This is a genomic window from Streptomyces sp. NPDC060205 (assembly GCF_042728395.1).
GTDB lineage: Bacteria > Actinomycetota > Actinomycetes > Streptomycetales > Streptomycetaceae > Streptomyces.
Genome location: NZ_JBHWZP010000270.1, coordinates 1 through 12,900, shown reverse-complemented (window position 1 = coordinate 12,900; position 12,900 = coordinate 1). Strand labels below are relative to the sequence as shown.

At 72.8% G+C, this 12,900-nt stretch carries 9 protein-coding genes; 5 read left to right on the top strand and 4 right to left on the bottom strand.

Features of this window, described 5'->3' with window-relative positions; all coding sequences use genetic code 11:
• Nucleotides 1-144: 144 nt before the first annotated feature.
• Nucleotides 145-1,293 (bottom strand): WD40/YVTN/BNR-like repeat-containing protein, encoded by a 1,149-nt coding sequence (locus ACFWGJ_RS33550; protein ID WP_387332180.1) that lies wholly within the window; start codon nucleotides 1,291-1,293, stop codon nucleotides 145-147.
• Between the two features lie 222 nt (nucleotides 1,294-1,515).
• Between ACFWGJ_RS33550 and ACFWGJ_RS33545 the strand changes: the two genes are divergently transcribed.
• Nucleotides 1,516-1,932, top strand: coding sequence for an SsgA family sporulation/cell division regulator (locus tag ACFWGJ_RS33545; protein ID WP_387332178.1), 417 nt, complete (start codon nucleotides 1,516-1,518; stop codon nucleotides 1,930-1,932).
• Nucleotides 1,933-2,056: 124 nt separating this feature from the next.
• Here ACFWGJ_RS33545 and ACFWGJ_RS33540 read toward each other — a convergent pair whose 3' ends face one another.
• On the bottom strand, nucleotides 2,057-2,725 hold the full coding sequence (locus ACFWGJ_RS33540) for a GPP34 family phosphoprotein (protein WP_387332176.1): 669 nt from the start codon (nucleotides 2,723-2,725) through the stop codon (nucleotides 2,057-2,059).
• Between the two features lie 385 nt (nucleotides 2,726-3,110).
• On the opposite strand from ACFWGJ_RS33540, the gene ACFWGJ_RS33535 reads away from it, so the two are divergent.
• The 3 genes from ACFWGJ_RS33535 to ACFWGJ_RS33525 all read left to right on the top strand — a co-directional run bounded on the left by ACFWGJ_RS33535 (nucleotide 3,111) and on the right by ACFWGJ_RS33525 (nucleotide 7,131).
• Complete coding sequence (locus ACFWGJ_RS33535) at nucleotides 3,111-4,742, top strand: ABC-F family ATP-binding cassette domain-containing protein (protein WP_387332174.1); 1,632 nt, start codon at nucleotides 3,111-3,113, stop codon at nucleotides 4,740-4,742.
• Nucleotides 4,743-5,146: 404 nt separating this feature from the next.
• Nucleotides 5,147-5,923 (top strand): dimethylargininase, encoded by a 777-nt coding sequence (ddaH, locus tag ACFWGJ_RS33530; protein WP_387332172.1) that lies wholly within the window; start codon nucleotides 5,147-5,149, stop codon nucleotides 5,921-5,923.
• 227 nt (nucleotides 5,924-6,150) lie between these two features.
• The gene (locus ACFWGJ_RS33525) at nucleotides 6,151-7,131 is read left to right on the top strand and encodes an acyl-ACP desaturase (RefSeq protein WP_189772256.1); all 981 of its coding nucleotides are present in this window, start codon (nucleotides 6,151-6,153) and stop codon (nucleotides 7,129-7,131) included.
• 114 nt (nucleotides 7,132-7,245) lie between these two features.
• Here the strand turns inward: ACFWGJ_RS33525 and ACFWGJ_RS33520 are convergent, their stop codons facing one another.
• On the bottom strand, nucleotides 7,246-10,707 hold the full coding sequence (locus ACFWGJ_RS33520) for a hypothetical protein (RefSeq protein WP_387332169.1): 3,462 nt from the start codon (nucleotides 10,705-10,707) through the stop codon (nucleotides 7,246-7,248).
• Nucleotides 10,708-10,784: 77 nt separating this feature from the next.
• Nucleotides 10,785-11,033, bottom strand: a complete 249-nt coding sequence (locus ACFWGJ_RS33515) for a WhiB family transcriptional regulator (protein ID WP_387332167.1) — start codon at nucleotides 11,031-11,033, stop codon at nucleotides 10,785-10,787.
• Nucleotides 11,034-11,517: 484 nt separating this feature from the next.
• On the opposite strand from ACFWGJ_RS33515, the gene ACFWGJ_RS33510 reads away from it, so the two are divergent.
• Nucleotides 11,518-12,309, top strand: a complete 792-nt coding sequence (locus ACFWGJ_RS33510; RefSeq protein ID WP_387332165.1) for a VOC family protein — start codon at nucleotides 11,518-11,520, stop codon at nucleotides 12,307-12,309.
• Nucleotides 12,310-12,900: the final 591 nt, after the last annotated feature.

Sequence of the window (12,900 nt, the reverse complement as noted above, 5' to 3'; positions counted from 1 at the left end):
GCCTCGTACTGGACGTACTTGGCTCTGCGCCCGGTGCGGCGAGTGGGGGTCCCCCCGGCCGGAGGCTGGGGGAGGGTGCATGGCGTCGCGCGGCAGACGGGAATTGTCAGACAGGCCCTAGGGCAGGCCTCCGACACCGGGACGTCAGCGTTCCAGGCGGGCCACCCGGCCCTTCTCCCCTGAGGCCCAGCAGGCCAGGTCAGGGGTGCAGTCCACGGTGTCGTACGAGCCGGTGTCCAGTGTGCGCCAGGTGCGGCCGCCGTCCGTGGTGAGGTCGGTTCCGGTGGGGCCGACCGCGAGCGCGGAGGTGCGGCTGTGCGGGAGCCAGGTGACGCCCGAGCGGTAGGCCGGCGGCGGTGTGGCGGCCGTCGACCAGGTGCGGCCCCCGTTCCCGGTGACCGCCGCCGCCTTCGGCGAGGCCTGGTCGGCGCGGTAGTCGCCGCCGACCGCGATGCCGTGCGTCCGGTCGCGGAAGGCGAGCGCGAAGACTCCGCGGGCCGGGTCGCCCGCCGGGACCGGGGTGTCGGTCGCGGTCCAGGTCCGGCCTCGGTCGGCGGAGTGCAGCACACGCGCGCGTGCCGCCCCGCCCGTGGCGAGCCAGACGTCCTTCGGGCCGGAGCTGACCAGGCACTGCCCACTGGCGGCGAAGCCCGCCTCACCCTCCTGGGCGGCCGGCATGCCGTCGGCGGGCAGCACCTTCCACGAACGGCCGCCGTCCCCGGTCGACAGGATGCGGAACCTGCCGTCCACGGGGTCGCTCATCGCCAGGCCGTGGCGCGCGTCGAAGAAGGTCACGCAGTCGTAGAAGGCCTTGGCGTCGGTGTTGCGGAAGGACTCGGTCCAGGTCGCGCCGCCGTCGTCGGTGCGCAGGATCCGGGACGCCTCTCCCTCGCCGATGGCCAGCACCACGGCACGCCTGCCGTCGAAGGCCTCGACGTCACGGAACTCCAACTCGGCGGCTCCGGGCGGCGAGACGTTCCGCCAGTTCTTGCCGCCGTCCGTGGTCCGCAGGACGGTGCCCTTGGAACCCGCCAGCCAGGCCGTGTTCCGGCTGACGGCGGCCAGGCCGCGGAACCGCGCGTCCGTACCGCTGTCCTTCAGCTCCCAGTGCGGCTGCCGATGCGGCTCCCGGTGCGTCGGTTTCCCGCCACTCGGCCCCTGATCGGCGGTTCCGTCCGCCTGCGCCGATCCCGCGAGCGCGGCCGCGAACGCCGCTCCGCACACCCCCACGGCCAACAGGCGCCTCGTGAATCCCTTGTTACTCGTGCGTCGCGTCTTGCCCAAGCCCCTCATGGCGGGCGAAGCTAGCCCACTCCCCCGATCACGTCCAGATGCCCCGGGAGGCATCAGCGGTCACTCAGGAAATCAACGATCACTCCCGTGATTGAAGGCGGTGACGGAGGTCACTAGGACTTCATGCGTTTTCGCAGGCACGGATTGGCCGATTCCGACGTCCTTACAAGTGCCCGGCTCATCCGTCCGCAGTTCGTCCGCACGTCACAAGGGAGCAAGGCGTTGTCCACCGTTATCGAGCAGCCCGTAGAGGCCCGCCTCGTCGCCGCCGCGCCGCGGATGCCGAGCATTCCCGCGACGCTCAGCTACGACCCGCACGATCCCTTCGCGGTCCGCATGTCCTTCCCCGCCCCGTCCACGCTCGAAGGGGTGGAGGTGTGCTGGACCTTCGCCCGCGAACTGCTCGCCTCGGGCCTGGAGGAGGAGGTCGGCCACGGCGACGTGCGCGTGCGGCCGTACGGATACGACCGCATCGTCCTGGAGTTCCACGCTCCGGAGGGCACCGCCGTGATCCACGTGCGCGCCGGCGAGCTGCGGCACTTCCTGGCGAGTTCGACGGCGCTGGTGCCCGTCGGTCTTGAGCACCTGCACCAGGACCTGGACCACGACCTCGCCGAACTGCTGCGCGACTCGTTCTGAGCGTCTCCCGCACAGCGATCCCTTCTTGACCGACTTCTACCGACTTCTACCGACTGAACGACTCCTCCGGGTCGGTGGCGCGTCGGCCGAGCGTGAGCGCTGCCCGCTCGGTTCCCCGGTGCCCTCAGTTCCCCGGGACGCCAGGTGCCGCCATCGCCACGGACACGGCCGACCGGACCTCCTGGACCGCGTGCCGCAGAACCGGAGTCGCCGTCCCGCTGCGCTCCGTCAGCGCCGCGAGCCGCTCCTCGTACTGGCGCCGCTCCCTGCCCGACACCAGCGTGCGCAGTTCGGCCGCCGCCGCGAGGGCGACGAGCGCCGCGTCCCGCTCGGACACCTCGTGCACGGGCACCGGTCCCTCCAGCACCTGCCTGGCCTCCGCGCGCAGCCCCTCCACGACGGCGACGCGACCGATCTCGTACTCCACGGACGGGAAGACGCCGAGCACCCGGGTCTTCTCGGCCCGCAGATATCCGTCCGCCGCGAGCTGCGCCTGTACGGCGTCCAGCGTGATGCGTGCCCGCAGGCTGACCCAGGTCTTCCACTTGTGCGGCCGGGACTCCTCGATGAGTTCCAGGGGCCCGTCGAGGACCGGGTCCCCGGTCCTGCCGTCCGGGTCGGTGGGCGTGGCGACACCGTCCGCGTCGGCCAGCAGTCCGCGCTGTGCCAGCTCGGTGAGGGCGCCTGCCCGGACCAGGTTCGGGAGCTGGGAAGAGCTGGTGACCTTGAGCTTGGAGGTGTCCCAGGCCAGCAGGCAGAGACGGGCGGGCAGCGAGAGCGGGCCGATGGGCACGGGGTCTCCTTCGGGCGGTCGGGGGCGGTGGAATCGGAGGCAAGGGGCGTGGGAATCGGGGTCGGGTCAGAGGCAGGGCGGGGGCCGGGGCGAGGGCGAGGGCGATTTTTAATTCGTTGACAGGCGCTGGGTCCCCTCCTACGGTGTAAAGCGGTCCTGTTGTCGCCGAACGGAGAAGGACGTTGCTCGTCTGAGGTCTTGAGACACCGCGTCACACACTGTCCGTGTGTGCGCAGCGTGCGACCTCGGCTCCGAGCCGTCCCGCGGAACAGGGCTTTTCCCGTGCTCCGCGATCCCCCCGGAGGATTCCGTCCTTCCGGCCGTCGCCGCCTCCCGGTGTCTCGATACGTGTCGCCCTGACCGCATCCAGCACTGCGAGGCCTGTATGTCCAGTACCCCCACTTCCATCACCTGCACCTCCCTCTCCTTCGCCTGGCCCGACGGCACTCCCGTCTTCGAGGACCTCCAAGTCGCCTTCGGACCCGGCAGGACCGGGCTCGTCGGCGTCAACGGATCGGGGAAGTCCACGCTCCTGAAACTGATCTCGGGAGAACTCGTCCCGGCCGAGGGCACCGTGCGTGTCGCGGGCGAGGTCGGCCGCCTGCCCCAGAACGTCACCCTCGACACCGGGCTGCGGGTCGACGAGGTGCTGGACATCGCGGCCAAGCGCGCCGCGCTGCACGCCATCGAGTCGGGCGACGTCTCCGAGGAGCACTTCGAGGCCGTGGGCGACGACTGGGACGTCGAGGAGCGCGCCTTGGCGACGCTCGGCGAACTCGGTCTCGGACACATCGGACTCGACCGCACCATCGGCGAGGTCTCGGGCGGCGAGTCGGTCCTGCTGCGGCTGGCCGCGCTGCTGCTGCGCCGGCCCGACGTGCTCCTCCTCGACGAGCCCACCAACAACCTCGACCTGTACGCGCGCCGACGGCTGTACGCGGCCGTCGAGTCCTACTCCGGGGTCATGGTCGTGGTCAGCCACGACCGCGAACTCCTCGACCTCGTCGACCAGATCGCCGATCTGCGCTCCGGCGAGGTCACCTGGTACGGCGGCAACTACTCGGCGTACGAGGAAGCCCTCGCCACCGAACAGGAGGCGGCCGAAAGGATGGTGCGCGTCGCCGAGTCCGACCTGAAGAAACAGAAGCGCGAACTGGCCGACGCACAGGTCAAGTTGGCGCGTCGCAAACGGTACGGGCAGAAGATGTTCGAGCAGAAGCGCGAACCGAAGATCGTGATGGGGGCACGCAAGCGCGCGGCCCAGGAGTCCGCGGGCAAGCACCGCATCATGCACGAGGAGAAGCTCGCCGAGGCCAAGGAACGGCTCGACGACGCCGTGGAGGCCGTGCGGGACGACGACGAGATCCGCGTCGACCTGCCCTACACGGCCGTACCGCCGGGGCGTAACGTCCTCACGCTCCTGGACCTGGAGCTGGCGTACGGGGCGAGTGCGGGCTCCTTCGATCTGCGCGGGCCCGAGCGGGTCGCGCTGATCGGGCGCAACGGGGCCGGCAAGACGACCCTGCTGCGGACGATCGCCGGGGAGCTGGCGCCGGTTGCCGGGGAGGCGGTGGCCCATGTGCCGCTGCGGTTCCTGCCGCAGCGACTCGACGTGCTCGACGACGAGTTGACGGTCGCCGAGAACGTGGCCCGCTTCTCGCCGGGCGCCACCAACAACCGGGTACGGGCGCGGCTGGCCCGCTTCCTGTTCCGGGGCGGGCGGGCCGATCAGCGGGCGGCGACGCTCTCCGGCGGCGAGCGGTTCCGGGCGGCCCTGGCCGCGCTGATGCTCGCCGAGCCCGCACCGCAGCTGCTGATGCTCGACGAGCCGACGAACAACCTCGACATGGCGAGCGTGCGGCAGCTGACCACCGCGCTGGAGTCGTACGAGGGGGCGCTGATCGTGGCCAGCCACGACGTGCCGTTCCTGGAGTCGATCGGGATCACGCGGTGGCTGCTGCTGGACGGGGCCCTGACGGAAACGTCCCCCGAGGCGGTGGCGCAGCCCCGCCCCTGAGGGCGGTGGCGCAGCCCCGCCCCGTAAGGGGCGCGGGGAACTGCGCGGCCCACCCCCACCGGAGCCGCACGGACCCCACGCCCCAAGGGGCGCAGCCCCGCCTTTCAGGGGCGCGGGGAACTGCGCGGCCCGCCCCCACCGGGGCCGCACGGTACCCACGACCTGTGTGGTGCCAGTTCCCCCACCGGGGGGCGTCGACGGTTGTTCATACCGTGCGGGCGCGTGGGGGCTGGTCGCGCCGTTCCCCGCGCCCCTTACGGGGCCGTCGTCGCGTGCGGGTGCGTGGGGGCTGAGCGCGCCGTTCCCCGCGCCCCTTGCGGGGGCCCGCAAAACAGGGGGCTGTTGTGGCGTGGGTGGGGCCTGCATGATGTGCGGGACAACACCCTGCCGAGACGGAGCCGCACGTGCCCAGCCAGAAGGCCCTCATCCGCCGTCCCAGCCCCCGCCTGGCCGAAGGTCTCGTCACGCACCTGGAGCGCACGCCGGTCGACCTCGCGCTGGCGCTCGACCAGTGGGAGGCGTACGCGGGCGCACTGCGTACGCACGGCTGGGAGACCGTCGAGGCGGAGCCCGCCGACGACTGCCCGGACTCCGTGTTCGTGGAGGACGCGGTGGTCGTCTTCCGCAACGTGGCGCTGATCGGCCGCCCTGGCGCGGAGTCCCGGCGCGGCGAGACCGCCGGGGTCGAGGAGGCGGTGGCCCGGCTCGGCTGCTCGGTGAACTGGGTGTGGGAGCCGGGCACGCTCGACGGCGGTGACGTCCTGAAGGTCGGCGACACGATCTACGTGGGCCAGGGCGGACGCACCAACGGCGCCGGCATCCAGCAGCTGCGGGCCACGTTCGAGCCGCTCGGCGCGCGGGTCGTCGCCGTACCGGTCAGCAAGGTGCTGCACCTGAAGTCGGCCGTCACGGCGCTGCCGGACGGCACGATCATCGGGTACGAGCCGCTGGTGGACACGCCGTCGCTGTTCCCGCGCTTCCTGGCGGTACCGGAGGAGGCCGGCTCGCACGTCGTCCTGCTGGGCGGCGGGAAGCTGCTGATGGCGGCGAGCGCGCCGAAGACCGCCGATCTGTTCGCCGGGCTCGGTCTCGAACCCGTCCTCGTCGACATCGGCGAGTTCGAGAAGCTCGAAGGCTGTGTGACGTGCCTCTCGGTCCGGCTGCGCGAGCTGTACACCTGAGACCGGCGGTAACCCGCGCGTCCGGCCCCGGGACCTGCGTATCAATCGGACGGATCCGCCGGACGGGTGGCCTCCGTATGTCCGCTGAATCGATCTTCCCGGAGATCGTTCCTGTTCAGGGCTCTTTACAGCGCGCTTAACCTACGGCACCGTAACCTACGGATACGTAGCCTACGATGCCGTAGGTTTGTACCACCGCTCAGCACATACGTCCCCCTGGAGCCCCCGTGACGATCACTTCTCCCCATCTCGGCAGCCCGTCCTCCGACTGGACCGACGCCCGGCTGCTGTTCGCTCTGGAAGAAGTGGTGGAGACCGAGCTCAACCGGCATCTGAAGGTCGCGAAGGACTGGATGCCGCACGAGTACGTGCCCTGGTCCGACGCCCGCAACTTCCCCGGCATCTTCGAGGACGGCGAGGCCTGGGGCAAGGAGCAGTCCAAGGTCACCGAGCTCGGCCGTATCGCGCTCGTCGTGAACCTCCTGACCGAGGACAACCTGCCCAGCTACCACCACGAGATCGCCTCCCTCTTCGGCCGCGACGGCGCCTGGGGCACCTGGGTGCACCGCTGGACCGCCGAGGAGGGCCGCCACGGCATCGTGATGCGCGACTACCTGCTCGCGTCGCGCGCCGTGGACCCCGACCAGCTCGAAGCGTTCCGTATGCAGCACATGAGTGAGGGCTTCGAGTCGGACAACCGGCACTCGATGCTGCACTCCGTCGCGTACGTCGCCTTCCAGGAGCTCGCGACCCGCGTCTCGCACCGCAACACCGGACACCAGTCGGGCGACCCCGTCTGCGACCGCATGCTGGCGCGCATCGCGACCGACGAGAACCTCCACATGGTCTTCTACCGCAACCTCCTCAAGGCCGCGTTCGAGCTGGCCCCCGACCTGACCATGCAGGCCGTGCGGGACGTCATCGTCCAGTTCCGGATGCCCGGACACGGCATGCCCGGCTTCGAGCGCGCCGCCGCGCAGATGGCCATCGGCGAGGTCTACAACATGCGGATCCACCACGACGACGTCCTGATGCCGGTGCTGCGCCACCTCAAGGTCCTGCAGATCGACGGCCTGGGCCCCGAGGGCCTCAAGGCGCAGGAGGAGCTGGGCCTGTACATGGGCGGCCTGGACGCCGAGGCCGCCAAGTTCGACGAGAAGCTCGCGGCCCGCAAGGCCCGTATGGCGGCCCGCGCCGCCGCGGTGTGATCCGCTCCGCGACCGGGATGCGCTCAAGCGCCGTGTGATCCGCCTCGCGGCGGGTGCCCCGATGTCTGACCCGATGCCCCGTGCCCGGCCTGTGTGCCGGGAACGGGGCATCGCTCACTCGTACGCCGTCGTCCGGGCCAGCGCCGCGTCGCGGACGTCGGCCACCGGGTGGCGGCGCAGTGCTCCGAGCCGGTCGCGCCACGGCTGCCGCCAGTCCGTACGGGTGCCGAGGGCGGCCGTGAGGGCGGTGGCGAGCAGTCCCTCGCTGTGACCACCGTGCGAGGTGAGCCGTCGGGCGACGCCGAGAAGTGTCTCGGCATCGCCCTCGTGTGTCCCGTGCTCCAGCCGGTCGGCGAGTTCGGCGGCGGTCGCGGCCGCGAGCGCCGGGCGGCCGTCCGTCAGCGCGGCCAGCCGGGACAGGGCCGCGTCCACGTGCTCCGCCTCCGCGTCCAGATCGAGATGGGCCACCGTGAGCGCGGCGGCCTGGGGCACGAATCCGTCGTACCGCGCCAGCAGTTCGGCGGCGCCGAGGGCCGCCGCGCGGAGGGGCCCGACGTGACCTTCGGCCCGCTGCGCCAGGCACACGACGAGATGGTCGACGCGCTGCCGGGCGGGCCGGTCCCGGAGCGGCTCGGCGTCGGCATCGGCGTCCGTACCGGTGTCGGTGGGGGTTTCACCCAGGGCGCCGCCGTCGTCGTACACGTGCTCCGGGTCCCCTGCCTCCCGAGCAGCCTCCGTCTCCGCCTCTGCCTCCACCAGCGCCCGCAGGGCGGCTCGTACTCCCGCGGCTCCCCCGTCCGAACCGATCGCCGCGAGCACCAGGCCGTGGGCGGCGGCCCGCCAGCTCGTGCGGTTCGTCAGGTCCGCCGTGGCGGCGGCCAGGACGGTGGGCGCGTCGGGGCACCAGGGTGCCCAGCGGGCCAGGGCGCCGTGGGCGAGGACGGCGGTCGGCGGGTCGTCGGTCGTGGACACGTCGCGGACGAGCCGGGCGTACCGCTCACGATGCCGTTCCGGCAGATCGAGGGGTACGACACGCAGCACGGCGGCGCGGAGCACGGGCTCGGCCCCGGCGGCGTCGTGCAGCAGCGTCCACACGGGCTCCTGGGCGAGCAGCGAGCCCGCGAAGGCGACACACGCGGCCCGGACGTCAAGGTGTGTGCCCGGCCGCCGGTACGTCTCGGCGAGGAGGCGGGCGGCCACCGGGGCGGGAAGCCGGGCCGCGGCGAGCCGGGCGGCCTCCTTGCGGCTGGTCACCTTGGTGCCCGGCGCGGTCAGCACGTCCCGCAGCCGGTCCACGAGCACGGAGGGCGCCACGTGCCGGGACACCCGGGTGGCCGCGTACACGGCGACACGGGCCCGGTCGTCGCCGGCGTGCGCGAGCAGTTCGGGGAGCGTGTCACCGGGCCGGTCGGTGTGGGCGAGCGCGCCGAGCGCGGCCTCCGCGAGCACGGTGTTCCGCGAGCCGGTCCAGCGGCGGGCGACCTCGGCGCCCCGCCCCGGCACGCGCGCCGCCTGCTCGACGGCGGCGGCCCTGGCATACGCGGGAAGCCCCGCGTCGGCGGCCGACGCAGCCAACTTCCGTACCAGGGCGTCCTGTTGCCGCGGCAGCCAGCGTCGTACGTCAGGTCCCACGGGTGCGGTCCACGCGCTGCCCCGGGTGAGGAAGCGCCCGTACGGCGGGGTGTCCGCGAGGAGTACGTCGAGGAGGTCGGTACGGCGGCGGGTGAGCACGGCCAGGACGGGCCGGAGCGTCCCCGCCGAGGGGTCGAGGGCGAGGACGCGCGCGGCTCTCTCGTCCCGGGTGGCGGGCGGCTCCAGCCACAGCTCGACGGCGGAGCGGACGGTCGCGTTGTTCCCGAACCGGACTGCCTGCCACAGGAGTTCCTGCAGATCGGTCATCCCTGCGGCGCGCCGCCCCACGGCCCGGGCCAGCGCGAAGGCGAGTCCGTAGTCGGCTTTCTCCGCTCCGGCCTCGATCCAGGGCCGCAGCGCCTCGTACACCTGGTGCTCCTGCCCCCGGCGCAGCGTCGCGTCGAGCCGGCCCAGGTCGGCGCCGCCGGTGTTGCCGGAGATCCGTACGAGGGTGCGCAGGGCCCAGTTGACCAACTCCCTTGAGCCGCCCGCCGCGTGCTCGCGGAGCACGGACACGGCGAGCCGGCTGAGGTTGCGCCGGCTCCCCGGCGAGGAGTCCCGGGCGTCGACGGCGTCGGCGACGATCGTGTCGAGGTGCGCCTCGGCCTCCTCGGTCAGCAGGGTGGGCGGGATACGGGACAACGCCCACAGGGCCGGCTGCCGTACCGGGTCCTGCTCGTTGCGGAGCCGGGCGGACTCCTCCAGTACGCCGATGACGGCGGCGGGGTCGCCGGAGCGGGCCGCGTTGTCGATGAGCAACGGCCAGGCCACGGCACGGTCTTCGGCGGCGGGCCGACGGGTCGCCTCGACGAGCCGCTCGCGCACCTGGCCGACCGGCAGATAGGACTCGGCGAGCAGGACGGTGTGCCAGGTCGCGCCGCTCCCGCGGGCCGCGGCGGCAATCCGGCGTGCCTCCTTCGCGACGCAACTGCGCGGCAGGGCATCGAGGACGACGGCGTCGACGAGGGCGCCTCTGCCTCCCGGGCCGCGGCCGGCCCTCACCTCGGCGTAGAAGGCGTACCGGCGGGCGGGCGGGAGTGCCGTCAGGAGAGCGGCGAGATCGCCGTGGTCGGCCAACACCGATCCCAGCGCGACGAGTTCACCACTTCGCGAGCCCTCCGACCGGGCCAGCCTGCGCAGCAGCGGACGACTGCGCACGGCGCCGGCCGGAGGGCCGTCGCCCGCGAGGAGCAGGCGGAGCACCCGCTCCGGAGCGACGGCCGCGAACGCGGCCCATTGGTGCTGGAGTTGATGCGGGTGCCTGGCGGGTGCGAAGCGTTCGACCAGCTCCAGCGCACGCAGCGGCCGGGAGGGCACGGTGGACGTCACGGCCTGCGCGTACCGCCGCCACCAGGTGTCGCGCAGTGCCGCGGGCAGCGCTGCCAACTCGCCCTCCACCACGTCCAGCAGGACGTCCGGGTGCCGTCTGCCGAGCGAGGTCCAGCCCCGCACGGCGTGGAAGAGCGCGGGCAGCAGCCGGGCGGCCGTGCCGGGTGAGCAGCCGGGCAGCAGGCGTGCCGCCTCCGCGTCGCCCCATTCGTCGCGCAGCGGGTCGACGAGCCGGTCCGCCAGCGCGGTGCGCCGGTCCGAGATCACCGCCCGCAGCAGGTCCCGGCGTACGGCCTCGGGTGCGTCTGCCAGCGCCGACTCGTAGGCGGTATCGGGCACATGGAGGCTGCCGGCCACCCGCAGCGCGTGTCCGCGCACGAAGGAGTCCGGGTCGGCGAGACGCGCGCCGACCCAGCCGGCGTCCCGGCTGACGGCCGCCGCGACGACGGCGAGCCCTCGCCCGTAGGACCCGCGCACCTCCAGCTCGTCCAACAGCGGACGCACCTCCACCATTTCCCGCATTCGCGCCGCGAGTTCGCGCATACGCAGCGGATACGGCAGCGGATCGAGGGCGTTCAGCAGACTCTCGGCCTGCTGCCGCGGGGTGGGGACCATGCGCTGGATTGTGCCTGCCGGAAGCCGCGACGCGCTCGGAAATTCCGATGCGCCGCTGGTGACTAGCCGGTGTTGCGCTAGTGCCGGGCGCGTCGGAGGCTGAGGCGTTCCTTCTCGGAGAGGCCGCCCCAGACGCCGAAGCGTTCGTCGTGGTTGAGCGCGTATTCGAGGCATGCGGAGCGCATGTCGCACATTCCGCAGATCTGCTTCGCCTCACGGACCGAGCTGCCCGGCTCGGGAAAGAAGAAGTCGGAGCCGGTCTGGGCGCACAGTGCCTGTTCCTGCCAGGAGAGGTCGGGCGCGGCGGCGGTGGTGTCATTGTGCATGCCGGGATCGTGTCGCGGCTCGAAAAACGTTCGATCAACGCGGACTCAACGAGCCCCCGCGCGACACCGCCCCGACCGCCTGAACTGAAGCGCCTCACCCGCTCCGGCGACGCAACGGACCCGATGATGCTCCCGGTAGGGCGCAGGAGCACAGCGGCGCGCGGCGGAATCCCCAACGGATTCACTACGCCTGCCACGGCCAAGGCGTCCACCGGGCCGACGGATGGTTCCGAGCGCCCCGTCAGGGGCGCGGGGCGGTCGTCGGCTGACGCGCGGCGGATTGCCAGGGTTGCGCACGCCCCGTCAGGGGCGCGGGGAACTGCGCGGCCCACCCCCACCGGGCCGCAGGCGAACGCCAGACTCAGCCGCGGGCCGGGGGGGAACCCCCACCCGGCCCGCGGCAGCACCCCGCTCCGGCAGCGATTGTCAGTGGGCGGTGCAAGACTCGGCAGTGCAGGCACGGGACCCCGCAAAGGAGGGCAATATGCTCACCACCCGTTTCGTCACCGGCGCTCCGAACTGGCTCGATCTCGGCACCCCCGACATCGACGGCGCCACTTCCTTCTACAGAGGCCTCTTCGGCTGGGACTTCCAGTCGGCGGGATCCGATTCCGGCGGATACGGCTTCTTCCAGACGGCCGGGAGGACCGCGGCGGGCGGTATGCAGACCACCCCCGAGCAGGGCCCGCCGTCGTGGACCGTTTATTTCCAGAGCCCGGACGCCGACGCCACGGCCAAGGCGGTCGAGCAGGCCGGGGGCGGTGTGCTGGTGCCGCCCGACGACATCATGGACAAGGGCCGCATGGCCATCCTCACCGACAGGGCGGGCGTCCCCTTCGGTCTCTGGCAGCCCGCCGCACTCCGCGGCCTCGACGTGGCCGGTGAGCCCGGTTCCCTGTGCTGGGTCGAGCTGTACACACCGGACATCGCCGCCGCGGCGGCGTTCTACCACTCCGTACTGGGCATGGAGACCTCGGCCATGCCGTTCCCCGGCGGCGTCTACACCTGCATCAACCCCTCGGAGGGCGGCGAGGACGCCATGTTCGGCGGTGCCGTTCCGCTGGCCGACGACCCGGCGGAGCAGGAGGCGGGAGCGTACTGGCTGCCCTATTTCGAGGTCACGGACGTGGACGACGTGGTCGCGAAGGCACGGGAGCTGGGGGGCGCGGTCCGGATGCCCGCCACGTCCGTGGAGGGGGTCGGCCGGATCGCCAAGCTCGCCGACCCGTACGGGGCGCGCTTCGCGGTGATCAGGAGCGAGCAGACCATGAGCTGACGTCCGCCGGCAGGCCGAGGGCCGCACGACGGGCGGGCCGGGAGCGGTCGGCTCCGGCCGTCCGACCCCGGCCGCACCCGACGGCGGCCCGGCTTTTTGGGAGCGCGAGGAACTGCGCGCCCAGCCACCACGCACTCGCAGTCGACACACCAGGTGCCGGGGCAGCTCCCGTCCGGCTCTCGACTGCGGCTGAGTGGGGGCGGGCCCCGCAGTTCCCCGCGCCCCTGACGGGGCTCGGCCCGGCAGCCCGAGCCGACGCCACGGCGCGCCCGCACCCGGCGTCCGGCCTGTCTCTCCGGGGGCGCGAGGAACTGCGCGCCCAGCCACCACGCACCCGCAGTCGACACACCAGGTGCCGGGGCAGCTCCCGTCCGGCTCTCGACTGCGGCTGAGTGGGGGCGGCCCGCGCAGTTCCCCGCGCCCCCGACGGGGCTCGGCCCGGCAGCCCGAGCCGACGCCAAGGCGCGCCCGCACCCGGCGTCCGGCCTGTCACTCCGGGGGCGCGAGGAACTGCGCGACAAGCCACGACGGGCCCGCAGGCGACGACGGTCCGGCCTCCCAGGGGCGCGGGGAACTGCGCAATCACCCGCG

What these genes read in the sequence shown, in the direction of transcription:
- ACFWGJ_RS33550 (WP_387332180.1), bottom strand. Translation starts at nt 1,293, where the DNA reads ATGAGGGGCTTGGGCAAGACGCGACGCACGAGTAACAAGGGATTCACG.
- ACFWGJ_RS33535 (WP_387332174.1), top strand. Translation starts at nt 3,111, where the DNA reads ATGTCCAGTACCCCCACTTCCATCACCTGCACCTCCCTCTCCTTCGCC.
- ACFWGJ_RS33520 (WP_387332169.1), bottom strand. Translation starts at nt 10,707, where the DNA reads ATGGTCCCCACCCCGCGGCAGCAGGCCGAGAGTCTGCTGAACGCCCTC.
- ACFWGJ_RS33515 (WP_387332167.1), bottom strand. Translation starts at nt 11,033, where the DNA reads ATGCACAATGACACCACCGCCGCCGCGCCCGACCTCTCCTGGCAGGAA.
- ACFWGJ_RS33510 (WP_387332165.1), top strand. Translation starts at nt 11,518, where the DNA reads ATGCTCACCACCCGTTTCGTCACCGGCGCTCCGAACTGGCTCGATCTC.